The 25,500-nt window shown below is 65.9% G+C and carries 24 protein-coding genes; 8 read left to right on the plus strand and 16 right to left on the minus strand.

Features of this window, described 5'->3' with window-relative positions; genetic code table 11:
- Positions 1-229: 229 nt before the first annotated feature.
- The 6 genes from arfB to ileS form a co-directional block, all read right to left on the minus strand.
- Positions 230-649 carry an alternative ribosome rescue aminoacyl-tRNA hydrolase ArfB gene (gene arfB / locus DWA33_RS23910; protein ID WP_013504239.1) on the minus strand — a complete coding sequence of 140 codons (420 nt, stop codon included), beginning with the start codon at positions 647-649 and terminating at the stop codon, positions 230-232.
- A 257-nt stretch (positions 650-906) separates the two neighbouring features.
- The gene (locus DWA33_RS23915; RefSeq protein WP_167443277.1) at positions 907-2,289 is read right to left on the minus strand and encodes a M16 family metallopeptidase; all 1,383 of its coding nucleotides are present in this window, start codon (positions 2,287-2,289) and stop codon (positions 907-909) included.
- 2 nt (positions 2,290-2,291) lie between these two features.
- Complete coding sequence (locus tag DWA33_RS23920; protein ID WP_114360982.1) at positions 2,292-3,683, minus strand: M16 family metallopeptidase; 1,392 nt, start codon at positions 3,681-3,683, stop codon at positions 2,292-2,294.
- 168 nt (positions 3,684-3,851) lie between these two features.
- Positions 3,852-4,568 carry a hypothetical protein gene (locus DWA33_RS23925; RefSeq protein WP_114360983.1) on the minus strand — a complete coding sequence of 239 codons (717 nt, stop codon included), beginning with the start codon at positions 4,566-4,568 and terminating at the stop codon, positions 3,852-3,854.
- An 80-nt stretch (positions 4,569-4,648) separates the two neighbouring features.
- A complete protein-coding gene (gene lspA, locus DWA33_RS23930; RefSeq protein WP_114360984.1) occupies positions 4,649-5,143 on the minus strand; it encodes a signal peptidase II in 495 nt (164 codons plus the stop codon).
- A gap of 194 nt (positions 5,144-5,337) precedes the next feature.
- Positions 5,338-8,514 (minus strand): isoleucine--tRNA ligase, encoded by a 3,177-nt coding sequence (gene ileS, locus DWA33_RS23935; RefSeq protein WP_114360985.1) that lies wholly within the window; start codon positions 8,512-8,514, stop codon positions 5,338-5,340.
- A 157-nt stretch (positions 8,515-8,671) separates the two neighbouring features.
- On the opposite strand from ileS, the gene DWA33_RS23940 reads away from it, so the two are divergent.
- Positions 8,672-8,998: an MbcA/ParS/Xre antitoxin family protein gene (locus DWA33_RS23940; protein WP_114360986.1), complete on the plus strand. Its 327-nt coding sequence runs from the start codon at positions 8,672-8,674 to the stop codon at positions 8,996-8,998.
- Positions 8,931-9,455 (plus strand): RES family NAD+ phosphorylase, encoded by a 525-nt coding sequence (locus DWA33_RS23945; RefSeq protein WP_244601384.1) that lies wholly within the window; start codon positions 8,931-8,933, stop codon positions 9,453-9,455. The genes DWA33_RS23940 and DWA33_RS23945 overlap by 68 nt, the downstream gene beginning before the upstream one ends.
- 7 nt (positions 9,456-9,462) lie before the next feature.
- Here DWA33_RS23945 and DWA33_RS23950 read toward each other — a convergent pair whose 3' ends face one another.
- The 4 genes from DWA33_RS23950 to DWA33_RS23965 form a co-directional block, all read right to left on the minus strand.
- On the minus strand, positions 9,463-10,020 hold the full coding sequence (locus DWA33_RS23950) for a sugar O-acetyltransferase (RefSeq protein ID WP_114360988.1): 558 nt from the start codon (positions 10,018-10,020) through the stop codon (positions 9,463-9,465).
- Complete coding sequence (locus DWA33_RS23955; protein ID WP_114360989.1) at positions 10,017-10,985, minus strand: bifunctional riboflavin kinase/FAD synthetase; 969 nt, start codon at positions 10,983-10,985, stop codon at positions 10,017-10,019. The genes DWA33_RS23950 and DWA33_RS23955 overlap by 4 nt, the downstream gene beginning before the upstream one ends.
- A gap of 119 nt (positions 10,986-11,104) precedes the next feature.
- Positions 11,105-11,800 carry a ribonuclease T2 family protein gene (locus tag DWA33_RS23960; protein ID WP_114360990.1) on the minus strand — a complete coding sequence of 232 codons (696 nt, stop codon included), beginning with the start codon at positions 11,798-11,800 and terminating at the stop codon, positions 11,105-11,107.
- A 92-nt stretch (positions 11,801-11,892) separates the two neighbouring features.
- Complete coding sequence (locus tag DWA33_RS23965) at positions 11,893-12,354, minus strand: hypothetical protein (RefSeq protein WP_114360991.1); 462 nt, start codon at positions 12,352-12,354, stop codon at positions 11,893-11,895.
- A gap of 167 nt (positions 12,355-12,521) precedes the next feature.
- Between DWA33_RS23965 and DWA33_RS23970 the strand changes: the two genes are divergently transcribed.
- The 4 genes from DWA33_RS23970 to DWA33_RS23985 all read left to right on the plus strand — a co-directional run bounded on the left by DWA33_RS23970 (position 12,522) and on the right by DWA33_RS23985 (position 16,336).
- Positions 12,522-12,812 carry a hypothetical protein gene (locus DWA33_RS23970; protein ID WP_114360992.1) on the plus strand — a complete coding sequence of 97 codons (291 nt, stop codon included), beginning with the start codon at positions 12,522-12,524 and terminating at the stop codon, positions 12,810-12,812.
- Positions 12,813-12,826: 14 nt separating this feature from the next.
- Entirely contained in the window at positions 12,827-13,363 is a 537-nt protein-coding gene (locus DWA33_RS23975) for a DUF3617 domain-containing protein (protein ID WP_114361000.1), read from the plus strand.
- Positions 13,364-13,504: 141 nt separating this feature from the next.
- Positions 13,505-13,867: a hypothetical protein gene (locus DWA33_RS23980; RefSeq protein WP_114360993.1), complete on the plus strand. Its 363-nt coding sequence runs from the start codon at positions 13,505-13,507 to the stop codon at positions 13,865-13,867.
- Positions 13,868-13,984: 117 nt separating this feature from the next.
- Positions 13,985-16,336: a TonB-dependent receptor gene (locus tag DWA33_RS23985; RefSeq protein WP_114360994.1), complete on the plus strand. Its 2,352-nt coding sequence runs from the start codon at positions 13,985-13,987 to the stop codon at positions 16,334-16,336.
- 125 nt (positions 16,337-16,461) lie between these two features.
- Here the strand turns inward: DWA33_RS23985 and DWA33_RS23990 are convergent, their stop codons facing one another.
- The 3 genes from DWA33_RS23990 to DWA33_RS24000 form a co-directional block, all read right to left on the minus strand.
- Positions 16,462-16,977: a GNAT family N-acetyltransferase gene (locus DWA33_RS23990; RefSeq protein WP_114361001.1), complete on the minus strand. Its 516-nt coding sequence runs from the start codon at positions 16,975-16,977 to the stop codon at positions 16,462-16,464.
- 51 nt (positions 16,978-17,028) lie between these two features.
- Entirely contained in the window at positions 17,029-18,666 is a 1,638-nt protein-coding gene (locus tag DWA33_RS23995) for a mechanosensitive ion channel family protein (RefSeq protein WP_244601385.1), read from the minus strand.
- A 266-nt stretch (positions 18,667-18,932) separates the two neighbouring features.
- On the minus strand, positions 18,933-19,421 hold the full coding sequence (locus DWA33_RS24000; RefSeq protein ID WP_114360995.1) for an NUDIX domain-containing protein: 489 nt from the start codon (positions 19,419-19,421) through the stop codon (positions 18,933-18,935).
- A 130-nt stretch (positions 19,422-19,551) separates the two neighbouring features.
- Here DWA33_RS24000 and DWA33_RS24005 point away from each other — a divergent pair, with 130 nt between their 5' ends.
- The gene (locus tag DWA33_RS24005; RefSeq protein ID WP_114360996.1) at positions 19,552-20,433 is read left to right on the plus strand and encodes a metallophosphoesterase family protein; all 882 of its coding nucleotides are present in this window, start codon (positions 19,552-19,554) and stop codon (positions 20,431-20,433) included.
- Positions 20,434-20,453: 20 nt separating this feature from the next.
- Here the strand turns inward: DWA33_RS24005 and DWA33_RS24010 are convergent, their stop codons facing one another.
- The 3 genes from DWA33_RS24010 to DWA33_RS24020 form a co-directional block, all read right to left on the minus strand.
- Positions 20,454-21,011 carry a hypothetical protein gene (locus DWA33_RS24010; protein WP_114360997.1) on the minus strand — a complete coding sequence of 186 codons (558 nt, stop codon included), beginning with the start codon at positions 21,009-21,011 and terminating at the stop codon, positions 20,454-20,456.
- Between the two features lie 259 nt (positions 21,012-21,270).
- Positions 21,271-21,486, minus strand: coding sequence for a DUF4170 domain-containing protein (locus DWA33_RS24015; protein ID WP_013504258.1), 216 nt, complete (start codon positions 21,484-21,486; stop codon positions 21,271-21,273).
- Between the two features lie 24 nt (positions 21,487-21,510).
- Positions 21,511-23,145, minus strand: coding sequence for an isocitrate lyase (locus DWA33_RS24020; protein ID WP_114360998.1), 1,635 nt, complete (start codon positions 23,143-23,145; stop codon positions 21,511-21,513).
- 213 nt (positions 23,146-23,358) lie between these two features.
- Here DWA33_RS24020 and DWA33_RS24025 point away from each other — a divergent pair, with 213 nt between their 5' ends.
- Positions 23,359-24,801, plus strand: a complete 1,443-nt coding sequence (locus DWA33_RS24025; protein WP_114360999.1) for a helix-turn-helix domain-containing protein — start codon at positions 23,359-23,361, stop codon at positions 24,799-24,801.
- The last annotated feature ends 699 nt before the right edge of the window (positions 24,802-25,500 follow it).

Raw genomic sequence — 25,500 nt, forward strand, 5'->3', positions numbered from 1 at the left:
CCGAGAGGGGCTGCGCTACGCACCGCAACACGCGGACCCAGAACTGTCGACAATCATCCCGGTCTAAAGTGTCGGGGATCATGCCGGTTGCACAGCACTGCGCTTGGGGCTTACCCCCACCCGACCGGCCTTACGGCAAAGCCGATGCAGAGCATCGGCGTCTGTTTTGAAGACGGCGGCCGAGGGCCGCCTATGCCACCCTCCCCGCAAGGGGGAGGGGAACTTTCACTCAATCGTCGAAGCTCTTGCCGCTGCGCCCGGCCTTGATGTCGCCGCGGCGCTTCTTGCCTTCGAGGCGGCGTTTCTTGGATCCGAGGGTCGGCCGGGTGGCGCGGCGCGGGATCGGGCGGACCAGCGAGGCTTTCAGCAGCTCTTCAAGCCGCTCCAGCGCGTCGGCCTTGTTGCGTTCCTGAGTGCGATAGCGGTCGGCGCGGATGACGATGACGCCGTCCTTGGTCATGCGCTGGCCGGCCAAGCCGACCAGCCGCGCGGCAGCATCCTCCGGCAGCGCGATCCTGGCGGTGTCGAACCGGAGCTGCGCCGCGGTGGCGAGCTTGTTGACGTTCTGCCCACCCGGCCCGGAGGCGCGGATGAAGCTGATCTCGATGTCGTCGTCCTCGATCACGAGGTTGCGGCTGATCCGCAGCATGGGGCACCAAAACGGTTGATGCCGCGCGGACCGCACGGCGGCCCGCTGTGTAGCACGGTCGCGCCGCTTCCGCCCCCTCTCCCCGCGCGCGGGGAGAGGGCCGGGGTGAGGGTGCGTCTCCACGCGTCGCAGAGGCTCGGCCGTGTTGAGACGCCCCCTCACCCGCCCGGCTTCGCCGGTCGACCTCTCCCCGCGCGCGGGGAGAGGTTCGGTCGTGCTCGGGGAGAGCTTGGGCGAATACGAGTCTGAGCGTGGCGCTAATTCGCCCGCGCCGGCGGCGGGGCGCCGGCGGGTTTCACCATGTTGGGCGCGGCGGCGGCTTGGGGCTGGCGGCCGACCACGACGGTGAGCAGGCCGTTCGACCACAGCCGCTGCGCGACGCGCTTGGCATCGCCGAACGTCACAGCGTTGACGATGTCGCTGCGCCTGTCGATGTAGTCGATCGGCATGCCGTCGTTCTGATATTGCAGCAGCGCCTGCGCCAGCTTGGCCGAGGTGTCGAGCGACAGCATCTGCGAGCCGTTGATGTAGGACTTCGCCTCGGCGAGTTCCTGCTCGCTCGGCCCCTGCTCGGCGATCCGCTTCACCTCGGCGGTGATGGCGTCGATGGTCTCGGTAGCGCGGTCGGCGCGGGTGCCGGTGGAGCCGATGAACAGCGCCGAATGCTGCATCCACAGCAGTTGCTCGTAGATCGAATAGGCGAGCCCGCGCTTCTCGCGCACTTCGCGATACAGCCGCGACGACAGCGAACCGCCGCCGAGGATGTGATTGACGACGTAGGCCGCCATGAAATCCGGATCGTGGCGCTTGATGCCCGGCCCGCCGAACATCACCACGGTCTGCGGCACGTCGAGCGTCACGTTGGTCCGCTGCGGCGGCTTGGTGGCGACGACGTCGGGCACCGGAGTGAGCTGCGCCTTGGCCGGCAGGCTGCCGAAAGTGTCGTCGAGCAGCTTGGCGAGCGCGGCGGCGTCGATGTCGCCGACCACCGCGATCTTCAGCGTGTCCTTCGCCAGCACATGGCCGACATAAGCCTTCATGTCGTCGATGGTGACCTTCGGCAGGCTTTCCAGCGTGCCTGTCGAAGGCCGGCCGTAAGGATGATCGCCGAACGCGACTTCGAGAAACTTGCGGCTCGCCAGATTGTTCGGATCGAGCGACTGGCGGCGCAGTGTCGAGATCAGCTGGGCGCGGATGCGTTCGACATCCTTCGGCTCGAACCGCGGTTTGGTGAGCGAGGTCCGCAGCAGGCCGAAGGCTTCGTCGCGGTCGTCCTTCAGCATCCGCAGCGAGCCGCGGAAGTGATCGCGGTTCACCGAATAGGAAAGCTGGATGGCGCGGCGATCCAGCCGTTCGTGGAAGGTCGCCGAATCCATGTCGCCGGAGCCTTCGTCGATCAGGTTCGCGACCATGTGGCCGACGCCGGGCTTGTCGGCGGGGTCCTGGCTGGCGCCGCCGTCGAACGAAATCTCCATCGAGATCAGCGGCACGGTGGCGTCCTGGACGAACCACGCCACCAGCCCGCCGGGGGTGACCAGCCGCTGGATCTTGGCTGCCGCATAAGACGGTGCGGCGGACAGCGCGACCGCGAGGCCGACGCAGGCGGCGAGCGCGAGGCGCCGCGCCGAAGTCAGGTCCATGCTCACGAGCGCTTCTCCTCCTGCTTGGCGGCCGGACCGTTGATCAGATAGCCGGTGGCCGAACGGTTGCGGTCGAGCCATTGTTTCGCCGCCGCCCGGACATCGTCGGAGGTGACGGCGCGGATGCGGGCCGGCCAGCTCTGCACGTCCTGCACGCTGAGCCCGGTGGTCAGCGCCTGGCCGTACCAGCGCGCCAGCGTGGCCTGATTGTCCTGGGCGTAGATCGCGGCGGCGATCAGCTGGGTCTTGACCCGTTCCAGATCCTCGGAGCGGACCGGATGGGTGACGAGGTCGGCGATCACCTCGTCGATCTTCTTCTCGATCGCCGAGAACTCGACGCCCGGCTTCGGCGTGCCTGCGACGATGAAGTAGCTGTCGTCGAGCGCAGTGCCCTGATAGTTGGCACCGACCGAGATCGCCAGCGGATTGTCGATCACCAGCGCGCGGTACAGATACGAATTGCTGCCGTGGCCGAGCAGTTGCGCCAGCACTTCCAGCGCGGCGCTGTCGCCCTTGGCGCCGGTGTGGGCCGACGGCACGAGGTAATAGCGCCGAACCGTGGGCTGCTCGACGCGCGGATCGGCGAGCGTCACCGTCCGCGGTCCGGCCGGCGTCGGCTCCTGCGGGCGGATGCGCTGCGGCGGGATCGCCGGCTGGGCCGGGATCGCGCCGTAGATCCGCTCGGCGAGCGGCCGGACCTCGTCGGGCTCGACGTCGCCGGCGATCACCAGCGTGGCGTTGTTCGGCGCGTAGAACCGGCGATAGAACGCGAGCGCGTCGTCGCGATCGAGCTTGGCGATCTCCTGATGCCAGCCGATCACCGGCCGGCCGTAGGGATGATTGAGATACAGCGCCGCCATGATCTGCTCGGTGAGCCGGGCGTCCGGACTGTTGGCGACGCGCATGTTGTACTCTTCGAGCACTACGTCGCGCTCCGGCAGCACGTTCTCGTCCTTCAGCACCAGGCCGGTCATGCGGTCGGCCTCGAACGTCATCATCTGTTCGAGATGGGAGCGCGGCACCCGCTGGAAGTAGCCGGTGAAGTCGTAGGAGGTGAACGCGTTCTCGTTGCCGCCGATCTTCAGCACGGTCTGCGAGAATTCGCCGGCCGGGTGCTTTTCGGTGCCTTTGAACATCAGATGTTCGAGGAAATGCGCCAGCCCCGACTTGCCCGGGGTCTCGTCGGCCGAGCCGACCTTGTACCAGATCATCTGCGTCACCACCGGCGTGCGGTGATCCGGGATCACCACGACCCGGAGGCCGTTCTGCAGCGTGAAGGTGGTCGGCGACGCGGCGGTGACGCTCTGCGCGGCGGCCGGCGAGCCGATCAGCACGGCGGCGAGAACGGCGAGAACGGCGAACGGACGGCGGCGCGAGGCAGCGGATGCGGTCATATCAGGCATCATCCAGGCTGGAGGACGGATCAGGCCGAGCGCCTGCCCGGAGGGCAAGGCGCAAGCCGCCGGCAACGGCGCAGACACGCAGGCCGGCCAACGGAACGAGAGATGGAAATGCCGTACGATGCGGCCGGCCGTGATGAAACGGATGGACGGCCACCAGGCTCAATAGCTGGTTTCTTTGCCCGACATGATGTCGACGCGCTTGTTGCCGAGCGCTTCCTTCGGCCCGGTGCCGTAAGCGAAGTTCGGCGACGGCGTCTGGTAGCCGGCCGGCGGCTCGGTCAGGCTCTCACGCGGCGGTTCGCCGGTGAAGGTCGCGGTTTCGGTCTTGTTGCCGCTGAACACGTTCCACAGCGAACCGTTGAAGCCGAGCTGAGACGGGCTCAGCATCGGATTGTTCTGCTGGTTGCCGGGCTGCATCGGATCGTTGCCACCCTTGCCCGAGTCGGCGCGGACCGATTTGAGCTGTGACGGGGTCAGCGGCTGCGCCGACTCCCATGGCGACGGTTTCGATTTGGCCTCGGCCGCCCGGATCTCCTTGCGGCGCTGCAAATCGGCGTCCTTCGGCCAGTTCGGCGCGGGAGCGGCCGCGGAGGCGGTTTCCGGCGGCGGCAGATCGAGCTTCGGGGGCACCACCAGCGGCGACCGCTCGCGATACTCGATTCCGGAATTGTCCATGTTGGTGGCGCCGATGCCGGACATCAGCCCCTTGATGATCTTCTCCTCGAAGGTGGAGTCGTCACCCTCGTCCTCGGCGCGGGCAACGCCGGCGGTCAGCACCAGGCCGATCCCGACGGCCACGGCGGCCAGCCGGGCGGTGCGGAGCAGCGCAGCGGTGGACGTCTCCAGCTTCGAAAGGCGGCTGTCGGTCTGGCGCATGGCGTTGATCCTGTTCACGTCTTGCGATCGGGCCCCGCCTCGGGGGCGGCCCATTTCCGCGCGGCCGGTATCGGCCGGGATCAGGGCGCTTTTACGGCGGGTGCCCCTATCAGGGAATCATACAGCAGGGCCATCACCCCGACAACAATCGCCACGTCGGCGACGTTGAACACGTACCAATTGTAGGTTTTTCCGGCGATTTCGACGTGAAACAGCGCGAAATCGACCACCGCGCCATAGGCCAGCCGATCGATCGCATTGCCGATCGCGCCGCCGATGATCAGACCGAGACCGATGGTCGCAAGCCGGGTGGTGGAGCGCGCCATCCAGATCGCCAGCGCCACCACCGCCACCGCCTTGAACGCCAGCATCAGCATCTGCCCGGTCGGCCCCTGGTCGGAAAACCAGCCGTAAGAAATCCCGGTATTCCAGGCCAGCACCAGGTCGAAGAACGAGGTGACCGGCACCACGCCCTTCCGGGCCAGCTCAAACCCATACAGCAGCCACAGCTTGCTGGCCTGATCGAGCGCCAGGGCAATCACGGCGGCGAGGATGCCGAGGCGGAAGGGGGTCATGGGCTTGATCACGCCTCACATTCTGCCGTCATGCCGGGCTTGACGGCGAAGGAACCACGGCGCGGCCTCCTCATCCTGAGGAGCGGCGTCTTCGCCGCGTCTCGAAGGATGAGGGCCACGGAACCTCATGGTTCGAGACGCGCGCCGATCGGCGCGCTCCTCACCATGAGGGGCCGGTGCGCGTGTCACGCCGCTCAAGCCGCTGCGCCCCCCAGCGCCTTCCATTCGCGCAGCGCCTGGGCGTCGCGGGGGGAGACGTCGGGATAGTCGGGGTCGCTGCCGACGCTGGTCAGGATCTTCCAGGAGCGGGCGCATTTGGTGCCCTGGGCGCGTTCGACCACCACCGCGACGTCGGCCAGCTCCGGCAGCCGGAACGCATCCGCCGGCGGCATGTCGTTGCCGCGCAGGATCTCGACCATCGCGTTCGAGGTGATGCAGATCTCCGCCCAGTCGACATCGAAGATGTCGCCCATGAACGCTTCCGGCAGGTAGATCATCGGCGAGGCTTCGAGCGACGATCCGATCCGCTTGGCGGCGCGCTCGACCTCCAGTGCGCCGGTGACGACCTTGCGGACCGCCCGGATCACCCGCCATTTCTTCTCCAGCGCCTCGTCGCGATATTCGCCGAGGTCGAGCGGGAACAGCGTCAGGTGCACGCTCGGCTCGGCGTCGGGCCGGTACATGCCCCACGCTTCGTCGGCGGTGAACGACAGCACCGGCGCCAGCCATTTCAGGATCGCGTCGCAGATGATGTCGATCGTTGTCAGCGCCGCCTTGCGGGCCAGCGACGACGGCGGGTCGCAGTACAGCGTGTCCTTGCGGATGTCGAAATAGAACGCCGACAGCTCGGTGTTCATGAACGCCGCGAGCGACGCCACCACGGTCTTGTAGTCGAACTCCGCGTAAGCGGCGCGGATCGTCGCGCTCTGCTCGGCGAGCTGATGCAGCATCAGCCGCTCCAGCTCCGGCATGTCGGCGAATGCCACCGCCTCGTCGCGCTTGTAGTGATGCAGCGTGCCGAGCATCCAGCGGATCGAGTTGCGCAGCTTGCGATAGGTCTCGACCACGTTCTTGAGGATCTCGGGGCCGATGCGCTGATCGTCGGCGTAGTCGGTGGCGCACACCCACAGCCGCAGGATGTCGGCGCCCGAGGACGCGATCACCTTGGCCGGATCGGTGGTGTTGCCGAGCGACTTCGACATCTTGCGGCCCTGCTCGTCGAGCGTGAAGCCGTGAGTCAGCACGACGTCGTAGGGCGCGCGGCCGCGGGTGCCGCAGCTCTCCAGCAGCGACGAATGAAACCAGCCGCGATGCTGGTCCGAGCCTTCGAGATACATCACCGTGTCGGCGCCGCCGTCGACCTTGCGGCGGATGCCGGCGAGGCCGGGGAAGTTCTGTGCGTCTTCCAGCACGAAGGCGTGGGTCGAACCGGAGTCGAACCAGACGTCGAGGATGTCGTCGACCTTCTGCCAGCCCTCAGTGGCCCGATCGCCGAGGAAGCGCTCGGCGGCGCCTTCGGCGTACCAGGCGTCGGCGCCTTCCTGCATGAAGGCCTCGGCGATGCGCTGGTTGACAATCTCGTCCTGCAGGATCTCGACCGAGCCGTCGCCCTTGTCCTTGATGAACACCGCGATCGGCACGCCCCAGGCGCGCTGCCGCGAGATCACCCAGTCGGGACGGCCGGAGATCATGCCGTTGATGCGGTTCTGGCCGGCCGGCGGCACCCATTGGGTGACCGAGATCGCCTGCAGGGCTCTCGCTCGAAGCGTATCACCTTTCACCGCACCGCTGCGCGCTCCCTCTCCCGCTTGCGGGAGAGGGAGGATGTCCTTGTCCATCGCGATGAACCATTGCGGCGTGTTGCGGAAGATCACCGGCTTCTTCGAGCGCCACGAATGCGGATACTGGTGCTTCAGCTTGCCGCGCGCCAGCAGCATGCCGCGCTCGACCAGCGCGCCGATCACCGCCTCGTTGGCATCGCCCTTCTCGCCCTTGTCGTTGATCACCCGCTTGCCGACAAAGCCCGGCGCCTGCTCGGTGAGCGCGCCGTTCTCATCGACGGTATAGGGGATCGTGGTGTTGATTTTGCGATCCGCGAGAACACGCGCATTCGCGGTCCATATCTCGAAATCCTCGCGACCGTGGCCCGGCGCGGTGTGGACGAAACCGGTGCCGGTGTCGTCGGTGACGTGTTCACCGTCGAGAAGGGGGACGGTGAATTCGTAGCCCAAATCTCTAAGGGGATGATGGCAGGTAATGGCCAGAAGATCAGCAGGAGAGACCGCACCCTCGTCCCAGAGGGACGTAATCCTTGCAGACTTCATCACCTCCATACGACAGCTTCTTGCAAGAACTATATATTCGCCCACTTGCGCCCAAGCGTTCGGCTCCGTCGCGTCAACGCGATACAAATTGTATTCAACTCGCGATGAAAAGCTGACCGCCCTATTGCCTGGCAGCGTCCAAGGAGTCGTAGTCCAAATAACGATAGCGGCCTTTTGTAGAAGTGCGGCGATACGGGCAAGTTCACGCGCCTCGACCGCAGCAATAGGATTCCCGGACGCTTTTGCCTCCGATTCGAGGTCTTCACCATCGCTAGTGAGAAGATACGGTGAACCATCCTTCGCAAAGCGAAGAGATTCATCCCATCCGGTCCTCTTGATCGGAAACTTCACCCAAACCGTATCGCTGGTGTAGTCCTCGTACTCGACCTCGGCCTCGGCCAGCGCCGTCTTTTCCACCACGCTCCACATCACCGGCTTGCTGCCGCGATACAGCGTGCCGTTGGCGGCGAACTTCATCAGTTCGCGGGCGATCTGCGCCTCGGCGGCGTAGTTCATCGTCGCGTAGGGATGATCCCAGTCGCCGATCACGCCCAGCCGCTTGAACTCCTCGCGCTGCACGTCGAGCCACTTCTGCGCGTAGGCCCGGCACTCCTTGCGGAACGCCACCATCGCGGCCGAGTCCTTGAAGTTCGGCTTCGGCTTGCCCTTGGAGCGGTAGTTCTCTTCCTCGATCTTCCACTCGATCGGCAGGCCGTGGCAGTCCCAGCCCGGCACGTAGTTGGAGTCGAACCCGAGCATCTGCTGGCTCTTGGTCACGACGTCCTTGAGGATCTTGTTCAGCGCGTGCCCGATATGGATGTGACCGTTGGCATAGGGCGGGCCGTCGTGCAGCACGAACTTGGCGCGGCCCTTCGCGCTCTCGCGCAGCTTGCCGTAGAGGTTCATCTCCTCCCAGCGCTTGAGCATCTCCGGCTCGCGCTGCGGCAACCCGGCCCGCATCGGGAATTCCGTCTGCGGCAGGTACAGGGTCTTGGAATAGTCGTTGGCGCTCGGGGCGGCGTCGGTCTTGGCGGGCTTATCGGTCATGGCGGCGTGAATAGCGGTTTTGGAGGGCTTCGGAAACCCGATTGAACCGTCCCGGCAATCGAATTTGCTCCGAGATGCGTCGATTGCTGCACGCCCGCAAGGTGCCGGTTGCAGCCGCCCTCCAAAAGACTAATCTATTGATCGATGGAGGAATTCCATGTCGGTCAGGCCGCCTGCTGAAGTTTTTGAGGAATTGAAGAGACTTCGCCGCGAGGGAGATAACCGTCCCCTCGACCAATTGCTCGACGATGCCCGACAGGCCCTTCGGGGACCGGCCGACACCACCATCAGCCTGATCCGCACCCTCGAAATCCGTGCCCTGGCGGACCGGGTCTTTGCCGATCCGGCCAAGGCAGAGGGCTGGCTCAACCGTCCGAACCGCAGCTTGAACGGACAGCGTCCCGTGGACCTGCTGCGTGACGAACTCGGTGCTGCGGTCGTTCGCGAAGAACTGGAGCAGATCGACCACGGAATCTTCGCCTGAGTTCCCTACCGTGGAGCTTTGGCGGATCTCGAATTATGCGGACCTGACCGGAACCGGCGGACTGAGAGCCAGCGGCCGCTGGCACAGCCGAGGGCGGCGGATCGTCTATCTGGCCGATCATCCGTCGAGCGCGCTGCTCGAAATGCTCGTCCATATGGACCGCGAGTTTTTGCCTGCGACCTACCAAATGCTGCGCGTCGCGATCCCGAGCGGGGTCGAAACGAATATGGTCGCGGCTGACGAACTGCCTTTGGATTGGGCCGAACGGCTCGAAGTGAGTCGCCGGATCGGCGACAATTGGCTCGATCACGGGTCGCACCCGTTGCTCCGGGTGCCCTCAGTCATCGTGCCACAGGCCGTCAACTACCTGCTCAATCCGGCTCACCCCGGCGCGGCAGACATCACGATCGCGGAGATTATCCGCGCACCGTTCGATCCGCGGCTGATCGGCGGATAGGGAGCTGTCAGCCCTTCCCCAGCGGCTTGGCCGGGTTGCCGCCGACGATCGAATGGGGGGCGACGTCGCGGGTCACGACGCTGCCGGCGCCGATCACGGCGCCGTCGCCGATGCTGATGCCGGGCAGGATGATGGCACCGCCGCCGATCCAGACGTCGGCGCCGATCGTCACCGGGCGGCCGAATTCCAGGCCCTCTCGGCGGGTAGCGGCGTCGCGCGGGTGGTCGGCCGCATAGATCTGCACCGCCGGGCCGATCTGGGTGCGGTCGCCGATCCGGACCGGCATGATGTCCAGGATCACACAGTTGAAATTCAAAAAGACGTTGTCTCCGAGGAAGATGTTGTAGCCGCAGTCGCAGAAGAACGGCGGCCGCACCACCGCGCTCTTGCCGACATGGCCGAAATGCTCGGACAGCAGCACGTGCCGCTCCGCCGCCGGCTGCGCGCCGGAGGCGTTGTAGCGCGCGATCCAGGCCTTGTTGGCGGCTTCGTCGGCGGCAAGCTCGGGGCTGCCGGGGCGATACAGCTCGCCGGCCAGCATCTTCTCCTTCTCGGTCCGGCTCATCCGAGCATCCCGAGCTTGGGGAACGCGCCGTGATCGGCGGCGAGCGCCGCGCGGGCGCGGGCGGTGTCGTCGTCCATCTGCCGGATCAGCGCCTCGATGCTCTCGAACTTCTCCTCGTCGCGGATGAAGGCGATGAAGGCGACGTCGAGGGTTTCGCCGTACAGCGGCTCGTTGAAGTCGAACACGAACACTTCGAGCAAGGCTGCGCCGTTGTCGAAGGTCGGGCGGCGGCCGAAATTCGCCACCGCGTCGTAGTGCCTGCCCTTGCGGCCGACCCGCACCGCATAGATGCCGTGCTTCAGGCCGCACTCCGGATCAAGCCTTATATTGGCGGTCGGATAGCCGAGGTCGCGGCCGCGCTTGTCGCCGTGGATCACCTGCCCGGTGACGAACCACGGCCCGCCGAGCATCTCGGTGGCGGCGGCGATGTGGCCCTCCTCCAGGCACTTGCGGATCGCGCTCGACGACACCGGGTGATCGCCGAAATCGACATGCGGCTGAACGTCGACCTCGATGCCGAGCGCCGGCGCCTCGCCGACCAGCATCGACGGCGAGCCGCCACGGCCCTTGCCGAAATGGAAATCGTAGCCGATCGCGATGCCCCGCACCCCGAGCCGGCCGATCAGCTCCTGCTGGATGAAGTCGTGCGCCGTGGTCGAGGCGCGGCGGGCGTCGAACGACAGCACCACCGCGCCGTCGAGCCCGGTGCCGGCCAGCAGCCGCAGCTTCCCGGTCTCGTCGGTAAGGCGGAATTGCGGGACGTCGGGGCTGAAGAACTTGCGCGGATGCGGCTCGAACGTCACCGCCAGCGCCGGCGCCTTCTTGATCCGCGCCATGTCGAGGCAGGCGCCGATCACGGCGCGATGGCCGCGGTGGACGCCGTCGAAATTGCCCATCGCCACCACCGCGCCCTTCGGGATCGCGGACGCCGGCGTCTCGTCGCGGATTACGGCAAAGCCTGTCATTTGGGATTCAGTTCATCGCTTTCGGGTGGGAAGGCGACCGTGACGCGGAGCCGCGCGCGGTGTCAAGCCATTGCGCAACCAGGACACCTTCCGGGAAAGCGACGAAGGAGAGCCGCGGCTCAGCCGCCGCGCAGCGGCGGGACTTCGAGCCGGTCGCGGCGGCAAGCGCGGCGGTCGATCTCCTCGCAGGCCCGGAATTGCAGATCCTTGCTCATGCAGATCCGCACCTCGCTGAGCCGCCTGCGGTCGCACATCACCGCGATCGCCGAGTTCGACAGGCCCGGATTGACCTTGATGAAGGCGGTCTCGACCTCCTCGGGGGTGACGGTGCGCGACTCCTTGGCGTCGATGAACTCCGGCGGCACCCGGACCGCGGCGCGGGCCTTGCGGATCTGCTCGAAATAGCCGCGCTGCGCCAGCCCGGTGCAGGTGCCGTGCTTGTCCCATTGATTGTAGATCAGCCCCGGCGCCGGCATCAGGTCGAGCATCGAGTCGACGATGCGGCGATCGAGCCGCGGCGCCGGACGTTCGCAATATTCCGGAAAGCCGCGCTCGTATTGCGGCCACAGCCCGTGCACCACGAAGGCGAACGGTCGGCCGCCGCATTGCAGTTGCTGAGACCGGCCGCTGAGGCCTCGCTCGGACGCCTGCTCGCAATAGGACGGCGACCACGACAGCGCCAGCACGTAGAAATCGAACTCGCCGGGCGCGTTCTGCCTGCGGTCCTGGGCCTCGGCGCCAGGCGCCATACACAGCGCCGCCAGCGCGGCGCAGGCGGCGATCAGCGACCGTCGTCGTCCAACAAATCCAAGCATGCGACAGGGCCCTGCTGCTGGAACGCGAAAAGCCTACCAGGGCTCAGATATGGCTCAAGAACAAATGGTCGGTACGGGCGCGACGGACCGGCTCAGGGCTTGGCGGCTTTGCAGGCGGGATTGAACGCCCAGTTGCGGTCGAGACCGACCACGCAGAACTCGACGCCGTCGGTGAAGCCGGCCAGACCGCCGTCTTCGATGATCGAGAAATACACCGGGCGGGCCTTGCCGTCGTTCAGCAGCACCTCGGCAGCGCAGTAGCGGCGCGGAATATTGTCGCTCTGCCAGGGCCGGAACGCGACGTCGCGGATCTTGCCGTAGGCGGTGATCCGCAGCTCCGAATTCCAGAATTTGCCTTCCTTCTCGGCGAACTGGTGGGTGATCGACGGCAGCGCCGCCTCGCACGGCGGCAGATTGCCGTCGTAGCGCGGTCCCGACAGCCAGAAGTTCATCTCGAGCGGATTGGCCGCCTGCGCGGTCGACGCCAATGCGAACAGGCCGAGCAAAGCCGCGACCGCGGCGACGGGCGTTTTCAACGTCGAAATCAATCGCATGGCTCATCCACCGGAATTCGATGCGGCGGACGGTGCCGCGAAGCCATGCCGAGGTCAAGTGCGGCGCGGCCACACCTTCCGCACAACCCTGCACGGAACGCCGACGCATTCTTTCCATTCTCGTGACGGCGTTCTAGACTCGACCACAGCGACACAAGGAGATTGCGATGCGATTGATGGGGGCTGCCGGCTTGGCCGTTCTGGGTGCGGTTCTGGCGAGCACGACGGCGCGCACCGATTACGTCCCGCCGTTCAAGGGCAATGATACCGGCGGTATCATCTCCACCAATCTGATCGGACACGCCGACGTGCGCGCGATGGCGATCGATCACTGCGCCCGCTACGGCAAGGTGGTGAAGCTGCTCGGCGTCCAGGCCAATTACGGCGGCTACATCTCGTTCGCCTGCCGCTGGGTGCCGTACGGCGCCGACCAGCGGCCGCTCCGCACCAAATATTGAGCGATGCCGAAGCGATGAGCCGTATCGAACTCTCTCGCATCTGGCTGCTTGCGCTGCTGCTCGCCGCGCCGGTGACGGCGGCGCAGGCGATCGACCTGCCGACCCGCAAGCCGGGACTGTGGGAGCTGAAGATGCAGGGCTCCGGCTCCGGGCAGAACGTCGCGATCCAGCACTGCACCGACGAGACCATCGACAAGAAGATGAACGCGGCGGTGCAGCCGCTGGCCACGGAATCCTGCTCGACGCCCGCGATCCAGAAGACCGCGACCGGCTACGTCAACGATTCGGTGTGCAAGGTGGCCGGGATGACCACCACCTCGCATGCCGAGATCACCGGTGATTTCAATTCGGCCTACACGGTCAAGGTGACCTCCCGCAACGAGAACCCGCTGCCCGGCGTTCCCAAGGAGACCGCCACGACGCTGGAAGCGAAATGGCTCGGTCCCTGCAAGGACGGCCAGAGGCCCGGCGACATCGTGATGCCCGGCGGGATCAAGATGAACATCGCCGACATGGACAAGCTGAAGGCGCTGTTGCCGAAGGCGAAGTGACGACCGCGCAAGCTGGCGCAAAAGACACACCCGCCGACCTTCGTCGGTAGCTCCGTTGACAGCGGAGGTCTTTGTCGCAATGTTACATTGTAACGTTGCGCGGCGGGGGACGACGCCGGCATCGTCAGAGGCTGGGGCGGCATGAGCTGGGTGCGGACGAACATCCGATGGGGAGCGAGACTGGCGCTGATCGCGCTGGCGCTGCAATTCGCCCTGTCGTTCGGCCACATCCATGTCCATGATCTCGAGCGGGCGGCGATCGCCGAAACCGCCTCGGTCACCGGCCCGACGACTCCCGACTCCGATCATCATCCCGGCGGCGCCACCGATCTGTGCGCGGTCTGCGCCGTGGTGGCGATGGCCGGCTCGGCGCTGGACGCTGCGCCGCCGACCCTGCCGCAGCAGCAAGCCCACGCCTTTCACTACCGCCTTTCGGAAGCCGGCAGCGCCGAACCATCGTCCCCGTCCGGTGCCTTTCAGCCGCGCGCGCCTCCTCTGTCCTGATCCCCGCTCTGTCGTGAATGCCGCGCCCGGCCGATATTCGGTCGCGCGGCCCAGTTGATCGATCTGCGTTGCCGCAGATCCCGGCTCCGCTGCGGGCCGGGCAGTCAGGACCGAACCATGTCATCTCGTTTCAAGACCGGGCTGCTGCTCGGCACCGCCACGCTCGCCGTCTGCAGCGCCGGCGCTCCCGGCGCCCGCGCGCAAACCGCCCTACCCGAAGTCACCGTCACGGCCCCCAGCCCGATCGTGCGGCGCCATCAGGCGGCGGCGCAGCCGCGGCCCGCCACCCGTGTCGCCGCGCCGGCACGGCAGCGCGGCCGGGCCCCGGCGGAAACGCCGCCGGTGGCGCAGGCCGCACCGGCACCGCAACCCGGCATCCTGCCGATCGTCACCGACCAGTTCGCGACCGTGACGGTGGTGCCGAACGAGGAAATCCGCCGCAATGGCGGCGGCACGCTCGGCGACCTGCTCGGCAACAAGCCCGGCATCAGCGCGTCTCAATACGCGCCCGGCGGTGCCAGCCGGCCGATCATCCGCGGCCTCGACGTCAACCGCGTCAGCATCATCGAGAACGGCATCGGCAGCAACGGCGCCTCCGACCTCGGCGAAGACCATTTCGTGCCGGTCGATCCGCTATCCACCAACCAGATCGAAGTGATCCGCGGCCCGGCCACGCTGCGCTACGGCTCGACCGCGATCGGCGGCGTCGTCAGCGCCACCAACAACCGCATTCCCGATGCGCTGCCGCCCTGCGCGCAGCCGTTCCAGAGCTACGGCCTGCCGGCGAAGGCGCCGACGCTGTTCGGCGGTGCCGGCTGTATGAACGGCGAAGTCCGCAGCGCCGTCAGCTCGGTTGATCGCGGCGTCGAAGGCGCAGTGCTGCTCGACGCCGGCGGCAAGAACGTCGCGGTCCATGCCGACGTCTACGGCCGCAACGCCGGCGACTACAACGTGCCGAGCTATCCCTATGCGGCCCCCGGTATGCCGTTCAACGGCCGCCAGCCCAACTCCGCCGCCACCGCCGCGGGTGCCTCGATCGGCGGCTCGTATCTGTTCGACGGCGGCTTCATCGGCGCGTCGATCACTCAGAACAATTCGCTGTATCGCATCCCCGGCGTGGAGGGCTCGGAGGTCGGCACCCGGATCGACGCCAAGCAGACCAAGTTCAACGCCAAGGGCGAATATCGCCCGGATGCGGCGGCGATCGACGCGATCCGGTTCTGGGTCGGCGCCACCGACTACAAGCACAACGAGGTCGGTCAGGCGACCGCCGGCGATCCGACCACCGACGGCGTGCGCCAGACCTTCACCAACCGCGAGCAGGAAGGCCGCCTCGAGGTGCAACTGGCGCCGTTCAACGCCGGCTTCGCGGCGGTGACCACCGCGCTCGGCGTGCAGGCCGGACATCAGGAACTGACCGCGCCGAGCCCGGACGATCCGGGAAGCCCGCTGAACGGCCTGTTCGACCCGAACAAGAACACCCGGGTGGCCGGCTACGTGTTCAACGAGCTGCAGTTCACCAACACCACCAAGGCGCAGGTCGCCGGCCGGATCGAGCACGTCGAACTGTCCGGCTCGACGCCGTCGTTGATTCCGGAAATCTTCGACCTCAACAGCGACCCGAGCGCGATAGGCCCAGCAACCCAGCGCAACCTGTCGTTCACGCCGAAGAGCCTGAGCCTGGGTCTGATCCAGGCGCTGCCGTGGGGCCTGTCCGCCAGCATCACCGGGCAATATACCGAGCGTGCACCGAAGCCCGCCGAACTGTTCTCGCGCGGCGGCCACGACGCCACCGCGACCTTCGACATCGGCAACCCGAACCTGAAGATCGAAACCGCCAAGTCGGTCGAGGTCGGGCTGCGCCGCGCCGAAGGTCCGTTCCGGTTCGAGATCACCGCCTACTACACGCAGTTCAGCGGCTTCATCTATCGCCGCCTGACCGGCAACACCTGCGAGGAAGTGGAATGCGCGGCCGGCGCCGGACTCGAACTCAACCAGGCGATCTATTCGCAGCGTGACGCCACCTTCAAGGGCGGCGAATTCCAGAGCCAGCTCGACGTTGCCCAGCTCTATGGCGGCACCTTCGGTATCGAGAACCAGTTCGACATCGTGCGGGCGACTTTCGCGGACGGCACCAACGTGCCGCGGATTCCGCCGATGCGCGTCGGCGGCGGTCTGTACTGGCGCGACGCCAACTGGCTGATGAAGGTCAACCTGCTGCACGCCTTCGCGCAGAACGACGTCGCTCCGATCGCCGAAACCACGACGCCGGGCTACAATCTGCTGAAAGCCGAGGTGAGCTACCGCACCAAGCTCGACCCGAACGTCTGGGGCGCACGCGAAATGCTGGTCGGCCTGATCGGCAACAACCTGCTCAACGAGGACATCCGCATCGCCACCTCCTACAGCAAGGACAACGTGCTGATGCCGGGCATCGGCGTCCGGGCCTTCGCGAACGTGAAGTTCTGAGCGGAGAGCGAGCGAAGCATCTCACTTCATCATTCCGGGCCTGCGCCCAAGGGCGCATCCCGGAATGACGAGGGGGGTTACGAGAGATTCCAGGGCGCGCCCCGGAATGACACTGGATAGTGAGCTTACGCCCGCGCCCTGCTCCAGTCCGGGCGGATCGGGCCGTCGACGCCTTCGAACGCGGCGTCGACCAGTTCGAGCACCAACAGGCGGCCGTAGTCGACCGGCCCCGGCATCGTCACCCGACCTTTCGGAATCTTCTTGAAGCCGGCGCGGCTGTAGTAGGGCTCGTCACCGACCAGCACGATCAGCTTGTGACCCTGCGCACGCGCGTCCGTGATCGCGCGCTCGAGCAGCAGGCGGCCGACGCCTCGTGAGCGGAACGGCGGCTCGACGGTCAGCGGACCGAGCAACAGCGCCGGCGTATCCCCGATCAGCACCGGCAGTTGCCGCACCGAGCCGACCAGCAGCGTGCCGATCCAGGCGGTGAATGACAGCTCGGCGATATGGTCGACGTGCTCGCGCAGCCGGTAGGCGCTGAGCACGAAACGGCCGGGCCCGAAGGTGCGTTCATGCAGCCGCTCGATGGCGTGCGCATCGTTCGGGGTTTCGGGCAGGATGGTGAGAACGAGATCGGTCATGGCGGACGCGCAATAGCACTGCGTCCGCACCAGGTCCATTGCCGCCCGGGGTCAGACCCGTTCTGGCGCCGCCGAGCGGGTCGCAGCGCCGTCTTGGCTGTCGGCTTGCGCCTCAGAATCCGCATCCTGCGCCGGCTTCGGCACCGCCACCCCCTTGTCGCGGGCGACGTAAACCGTCTGCGACGGAAACGCGAAGCCACTGCCGGCCTCCTCGACCAGCTCCATGATCCGCAGGATCAACTGTTCCTGGATCTCCAGGAAGTCGTCCATGCCGACCGCGTGGATGTAGGCGAAGATCTCCACTTTCAGCGAAACCGCGCCGAGCCCGATCAGGCGCACCCGCGCCGGATCGTTGTCGACATTGGGATGGTCGAGCAGCAGGTCACGGATCGACGCCGTCAGCGCCCGGATCTGAGCGGGCGTGGTTTCGTAGCGCAGGTCGAGAATCGGGTGAAACCAGAATTTGTCGCGGCGGCTGTAGTTCTCGATCTGCACCGCGGCGAGCTGACCGTTCGGCACCGTCACCACGGTGCGGTCGAGGGTGCGAATCCGGGTCGACCGCATCCCGATATCCTCGATGGTCCCCATCGTCTCGCCGAACTTGCAGAAATCGCCGACCCGCATCGGCTGATCGGTGACCAGCGTCAGACTGCCGACCAGATGCTCGATCGTCTTCTGCGCGCCCAGCGCGATGGCGATACCGCCGATGCCGAGGGCGGCGAGGCCGGCGGTGACGTTGTAGCCGAAGGCGTTGAGCCCGGCGATGATCGCGAACGCGATGATCGCGAACTTGACGCTGCGCCGGATGAACGTGACCGCCGACAGCATCGACAACCGCCCCCGCAGGGTCATGCGGTCGATCGCGAACGCGGCGAGCGCATCGACCACCCGCCAGATGATCCAGGACAACGCCACCCAGCCGAGCAGTTCGGTGACGCCCGACATGTGCTGCCGCGCCACGATCGCGACGCCGGCCATCACCATCGCGACCCGCAGGGCCCAGGCGGTCAGGAACAGCCGGACCGGCAACGCCGACGCGCTGAGGACGCGGCGAATCCGCGAGTCGCCGGACGACTTTCGCAGCCGGAACAGCACCAGCCCGAGCGCGGCGGTGATCAGCCAGATCAGGCCATAGACCAGGACCGCGAGCACGAGCACAGCGAGCCAGTGCCCGACCGGTGCGCCGGCGATGCGATATTCGTCACGCAGGGCGTAAGGCAGCAGCCGGTCGACCCAGCTCGACACCACGGTCCGGGACAGCTCCGGCAGTTCGCTCACGGTGCGTGCCGACACCAGCCAGATCTTGACGCCGTCCTTGCCGTCGACGCGCTGCGCCAACAGATCGACGGTGCCGTGATCGGTCCGGACCAGCCCGAACTTCTCCTGATCCGGCGCGAGGCCGTCGTCCTGGTCGCCCTGCGGCTCCGAACTCAGCCGCAGCCGGGAATAGACCACGCCGCCGCGGTCGAGGATGCGCTGAAGCTGCTGCGCGACGCTCGGTCCCCAAGCCCCCTTTTCATTGCTGAGATCGAGATATTGCGCAGCCTTGTCGTAATTCTGCTCGGCGGCGGCATCGATAAAGCCGGCCACCATGCCGGCCGGGGTCTCGCGGCCGAGCGGATCGGTCGGCGCCGGCGGCGGGGCTGTCGTCGTGCCGTTGCCGTTGGAACTTCCGTTGGTGGCAGGCATCTGCGCCACGCTGGGGCCTGCGGCGAATATCGCGGCGACAATGATCAGGACTCGAAGCAGGGCGCGGGCAGTTGACGTCAAAATCTGTCCTCTCGCAGGAACGAAGGTGAGCGGCGCTCGGATTTGTCGGCTTCACCTACCGGCATAGCGGAGGTGATCGAACGCGAAAATGCTGCATCGCGACTAGCGGCGAAATGGGCCATCTCTATGGTCGCGCTGCCGTTGCGCCAGTAACCTGACACCAGCATCCCGGGAATGTCGACAGCCTAACGCCACGTCGCAATCGGCGGTCTGCCGCCGAGCACCTCGGCGATTCGCAGCCGGGTGCCCGGGGTGGTTTCAGCCGGCAGCGCATCCGCGGCAAAGAAGCCGCTGGCGATGATTTCACGGTTCGGCTTGGGCGGCCGGTCCTGATGATAATGGCGGACCACATAGACCGCGACGTGGTCGCGCCGGGACACATGGCTGTTGAGGAAGATGCCGTGCAGCGTCGGGGCGCCGGTGATCGCGATCCGGCCCTCTTCCATCAGTTCGCGGGTGAGCGCATCGACGAAGCTCTCGCCGACCTCGACGCCGCCGCCCGGCAGATGCCAGCCGCTGACATAGGAATGCTGGATCAGGAACACCCGATCCTGATCGTCGAGCACCAGGCCGCGGGCCCCCAGCGTCATGCCACGGGCGAACCGCCAGTACAGATGAAACACCCGGCGCAACGCGGGCTCGAGCTTCAAACGCAAATTCTGAACCGCCGTCACCGCCGGGCGCCCCTCGTGCGAAGGCGCAGCCGAGGCTTGCGCCGGTCCGGGCAACTTGCCAAAACCGAAGGCGTTTTCACAGGCGGGAGTTCGCGACCGGCTCGCAAGGCCTTCGCGACAGGATCGTGCGATGACCGTGTTCACCCTGGCGCATCTGTCCGACCCGCATCTGCCGCTGCCGCCCAAGACCGGCCTGCGCCATCTCGCCTCCAAGCGCGCGCTCGGCTACCTGAACTGGCGGCGCAACCGTCATCTGATCCACCGCCGTGACACGCTCGACGCGCTGGTGGCCGACCTGCAGGCCCAGCAGCCCGACCATATCGCCGTCACCGGCGACCTGATGAACATCGCCCTGGCGAACGAGTTCGCTCCCGCCCGGCAATGGCTGGAGAGCGTCGGCCCAGCCGAGCAGGTGAGCCTGGTGCCGGGCAATCACGACGCCTATGTCCGCTCCACCGCGCATCGCTTTGCCGAAACCTTCCCGGACTACATCAGCGGCGACGACGAGCGGCCAGGCTTTCCGTATCTGCGCCGGCGCGGGCGGATCGCGATCATCGGCGTCTCCAGCGCGGTGCCGACCGCACCGCTGCGGGCGACCGGCCGGCTCGGTCCGACGCAGCGTGCGGCGCTGGAAACGCTGCTGCACAGTCTGTCCGGCGAGCGTCTGTTCAAGGTGCTGCTGATCCATCACCCGCTGCAGTCACGGTCGCGGCACAAGCGACTGATGGATTCCGCCGAACTGATCGCGCTGCTGCAGCGCGACCCGGTCGATCTGGTGCTGCACGGCCATGACCACGTCCATGCCACCATCCGGATCGATACGCCAACCGGCGCGATTCCGGTCGTCGGCGTACCGTCGGCCTCGGCGATGAACGACAGCCACCGGCCGTCCGCGGCCTACAATCTGTTTACGATCAGCGAGGGCAATGACGGCTGGCGCTGCGAGCACCGCGTCCGCGGCTTCCAGGCCAGCGACCAGATCGTCGAGTTGCGCCCGCCCGAGATGCTGTAGCGCGGGGTCCGCGCAAGAGTTCAGGGAAACCGCAGCGCCGCGAACAGAGCCAGCGCGAACAGCGCCAGGGCGCCGGCGACAAAGCCGAGCACGAACACCCCCAGCCCGTTGCGGCGCGGCGGCGCGGGCGGCGGTGGCGGCGCGGGCTGGACCGCGGGGGGCATCGACAGCGACCGCTCGCGTTCGACGATCCGGCGGGCGACATAGCTGGTCACGGCCTCGACGATCCGCGCCGTGTCGTGCGACTCCGCCAGCACGATCCGGCCGTAGGCGGTGTCGTGGACGAAGCGGTAGATCCGCTTGTCCCTGCCCATCGCCACATGAGCAACCACGTCGATCCACAGCCGCGGCGTGTCGCCCTGGCTGATGCCGCGGTCGAACAGCTCGACCCCGGCCGGGATTTCGGCAAACAACGGATCGAGCGCCTCGTTGAGGATTTCCAGCCGGGCGAGCTCGGCGTCGCGCAGGTCGACGACCACGCCGGTGCGATCGGCGGCCTCGATCCGGGCCTGCCGCAACGCATCCTTGAGCCGCATCGGCTTCGCCGCCGTGCTTCCGGAGTTGTGAGCGTCCGCCATTTTCGACTTCAGCCTCGTGCTGCCTGAGCCCGCCGCCGATTAACCTATCAGTAACCCTTCGGTCGCGAAAGCCGGTTGCCGATCAAGCGGTTGGCTCATTCCCGGCGGCCCGGCGGCGAGCGTTTCCCGGCTCTCCTGCGAGGCCCCAAACGACGATGGCGGCCCTGCCGGGTTGCCCCGACAGGACCGCCAAAGTCCTTGGACGTCTTCTATCTCTTCAGTTCACCGCGCTGGCGCACCGGCGCGGCTCCGGAACGGATCAGGCCGGGGTGACGGCCCGGTTCGGCTCTTCCACGATCGAGAACCGCACGCCTGCACGGTGGCGATTCTCCTCGGAAAGGACCTTCCAGGCCTCTTCGGCCTCCTTGCGCGTCTTGAAGGGACCCTTCACCTGGGCCGACCCTTCGACGAGCTTGTGGAAGTTCATCGAACCGAACTCGCCACCGATCACCCAGAAGTTGCTGCCCGCTGTCATGGTCCTTCTCCTGCTTCTTTCCGTTTAGCTGAACTGGTTCATCGTGTTGTGTTCGCCGCCGGCCTTCAGGGCCGCTTCGCCGGCGAAGTATTCCTTGTGATCGTCGCCGATATCCGAGCCGGCCATGTTCTGGTGCTTCACGCAGGCGATGCCCTGACGGATTTCCTGGCGCTGCACGTTCTTAACATAACCCAGCATGCCCTGGTCGCCGAAATATTCGCGGGCCAGGTTGTCGGTCGACAGCGCAGCCGTGTGGTAGGTCGGCAGCGTGATCAGGTGGTGGAAGATACCGGCACGCTTGGCCGAATCCGCCTGGAAGGTGCGGATGCGGGCGTCGGCTTCGATTGCCAGCGGGGTTTCGTCGTATTCGGCCTTCATCAGCTCGGCGCGGTTGTACTTGCTGACGTCCTTGCCCTCTTCCTTCCAGGCGTCATAAACCTGCCAGCGGAAGTTGAGCGTCCAGTTGAACGACGGCGAGTTGTTGTAGGCCAGCTTGGCGTTCGGCACGACTTCGCGGATCCGATCGACCATCGAGGCGATCTGCTCGATATGCGGCTTCTCGGTTTCGATCCACAGCAGGTCGGCGCCGTTCTGCAGCGAGGTGATGCAGTCCAGCACGCAGCGGTCCGCGCCGGTGCCCGGACGGAACTGGTACAGGTTGCTCGGCAGACGCTTCGGGCGCAGCAGTTTGCCGTTGCGGCTGATGATCACGTCGCCGTTGCCGATCTTGCTGGCGTCGACTTCTTCGCAATCCAGGAAGCTGTTGTACTGGTCGCCGATGTCACCCGGCTGGTGGCTGACCGCGATCTGCTGGGTCAGGCCGGCGCCGAGCGAGTCGGTGCGGGTGACGATGATGCCGTCTTCCACGCCCATCTCGAGGAACGCGTGACGGATCGCGCGGACCTTGGCGATAAACACGTCGTGCGGCACGGTGACCTTGCCGTCCTGATGGCCGCACTGCTTCTCGTCCGAGACCTGGTTCTCGATCTGCAGCGCGCAGGCGCCCGCTTCGATCATCTTCTTGGCGAGCAGATAGGTCGCCTCGGCGTTACCGAAGCCGGCGTCGATGTCGGCGATGATCGGCACGACGTGGGTCTGGAAATTGTCGATCTGGTCGATGATCGCGGTTTCCTTGGCCTTGTCGCCGGCCTCGCGGGCCTTGTCGAGCTGGCGGAACAGGTCGTTCAGCTCGCGCGAATCCGCCTGGCGCAGGAAGGTGTAGATTTCTTCGATCAGCGCCGGCACCGAGGTCTTCTCGTGCATCGACTGGTCGGGCAGCGGGCCGAATTCGGAGCGCAGCGCCGCGATCATCCAGCCCGACAGGTAGATGTAACGGCGATCGGTCTTGCCGCCATTGTGCTTCTTGATCGAGATCAGCTTCTGCTGCGCGATGAAGCCGTGCCAGCAGCCGAGCGACTGGGTGTACTTGGTCGGGTCGGCGTCATACGCCGCCATGTCGGCGCGCATCTGCGCCGCGGTGTAGCGGGCGATGTCCAGGCCGGTCTTGAAGCGGTTCTGCAGCCGCATCCGAGCCACGGCCTCGGCGGTGACGCCATTCCAGGTCGGCTTGTCCTTGAGGAGAGCTTCGGCCGCTTCGATCTCGCTCTTGTAGGAGCTCGGAGCGTGGATGGCGCTGATGCCGCGTGGCTGGAAGTTCATGACATGATCCCTTCGGTACGAATAATTCGCAGCGCGACATTCGTGACAATCGCGCCGTGAAACGTGCCGGGAGATAAACGCGAGATGACAGAAGAGGTACAGACCTCTTGCGAACGAATGGTGATGTCATGTAACTTCAGTACATGTAACAAATGTCATTTTGTAAATTTTGTAAAACGCGATAGTCGGGGCGGAACCTGAAAGGACCCTGCGATGGCCGGCGATTCCGGTAAAAAACTGTTCGTGGGTCCCCGCTTCCGCCGCATTCGGCAGCAGCTCGGGCTCTCGCAAACCCAGATCGCCGAAGGTTTGGGCATTTCTCCGAGCTACGTCAACCTGATTGAGCGCAACCAGCGCCCGGTGACCGCGCAGATTCTGCTGCGGCTGGCCGAGACCTACGACCTCGACCTCCGCGACCTCGCCACCGCGGATGAAGACCGGTTCTTCGCCGAGCTCAACGAGATCTTCTCCGATCCGTTGTTCCGGCAGATCGACCTGCCCAAGCAGGAACTGCGCGACCTCGCCGAGCTCTGCCCCGGCGTCACCCATTCGCTGCAGCGGCTGTACGCCGCCTATACCGAGGCGCGTCGCGGCGAGACCATGGTGGCGGCCCAGATGGCCGACCGCGAACAGATCCGCTACGAGGCCAACCCGATCGAGCGCATCCGCGACCTGATCGAAGCCAACCGCAATTATTTCCCCGAGCTGGAGCAGGCCGCCGAAGCGGTGCGCGACGAGCTCAACGTCGGCTCGCAGGAGATGTTCGGCGCGCTGACCGACCGGCTGCGTGAGCGCCATTCGATCACCACCCGGATCATGCCGGTCGACGTGATGCGCGAGACGCTGCGAAGGTTCGACCGGCATCGCCGGCAATTGCTCATCTCCGAGCTGATCGACAGCCCCGGCCGCGCCTTCCAGGTCGCGTTCCAAACCGGCCTGACCGAGCACGGCGGGGTGATCGACGCCATCGTGCATCGCGCCGGCGGACTCGAGGACCAGGCGCGGCGGCTGTACCGGATCACGCTCGGCAACTACTTCGCCGCTGCGGTGATGATGCCCTACGCCGCGTTCCATGCCGCCGCCGAGCAGCTCAGCTACGACGTCAACGTGCTGGCGCAGCGCTTCAACGCCGGCTTCGAGCAGGTCTGCCACCGCCTCACCACGCTGCAGCGGCCGAACGCCCGCGGCGTGCCGTTCTTCATGCTGCGGGTCGACAACGCCGGCAACGTCTCCAAGCGGTTCTCGTCCGGCACCTTCCCGTTCTCGAAATTCGGCGGCACCTGCCCCTTGTGGAACGTGCACTCGACCTTCGATACCCCGGACCGGCTGCTCAAGCAGGTGATCGAACTGCCCGACGGCAGCCGCTACTTCTCGATCGCCCAAATGGTCCGCCGCCCGATCGCCCCACACCCGCAGCCGCAGCCGCGCTTCGCGATCGGCCTGGGCTGCGAAATCCGCCACGCCTCGAAGCTGATCTACGCCGCCGGCATGGACCTGGAAAAAGCCGAAGGCACCCCGATCGGCGTCAACTGCCGCCTCTGCGAACGCGAACACTGCAGCCAACGCGCCGAGCCGCCGATCACACGGACGCTGATTTTGGATGAAAACACGCGGCGGGCGAGTAGCTTCGCGTTTAGTAATGCACGGGAGTTGTGAGGCGTCGACCTCCTCCGCTCGTCATGCCCGGGCTCGTCCCGGGCATCCACGAATGCAGCCGAATGCGAGCAAGTACGTGGATGGCCGGGACAAGCCCGGCCATGACGACACACTACGATTGGCGAACAAACGACCTTTGGCTTAAATTAGCTGCATGCAGCCGAAACCGAAGCCCAAACGACGCATTTCCCGTCCGGCGCCGAAACGCCGAATGGCTTGGTCGCAAGCACCTAATCGGGAGACCGTCAGAGCATTGCGAGAGGCTGAAGACGGCAGATGCGAGCGGTTTATTGGTCCAACAAACGAATTTTTCAAATACATCATCGGCAAGCGATTATAGCGTCCTCAATTTCTTTGCTACCATGAGGCGGCACGCGATGAAGCGATCACCCCATCGACAAGCAAAGCGGTCCGAAATCTCGAACCAACTACCATCATTTCCTGATCCATGGTTTGCCCCCATGCAAGAGCACTCGCGTTCGTGTCCCGCAGCATCCAGGCATTGAGGAGAGCACTTCTCCTGCTCTCTGTAAGGTTTGAAGACGTATAGCCTTCCATACCTCTGCAGTGCGTTATCCACGAAATCGTTGAACCACGCTCTAGGTGTGAGCTTTCATTAGGTTGTCCATCCGGTCCGGACCGGGGATGCTGAGGTTGCGATGCTTCAGTATCCAGGGAGGGACCGGATGAACATTCACA

It is taken from the genome of Rhodopseudomonas pentothenatexigens (assembly GCF_900218015.1).
In the GTDB taxonomy this organism is placed as follows: Bacteria; Pseudomonadota; Alphaproteobacteria; order Rhizobiales; family Xanthobacteraceae; genus Rhodopseudomonas; species Rhodopseudomonas pentothenatexigens.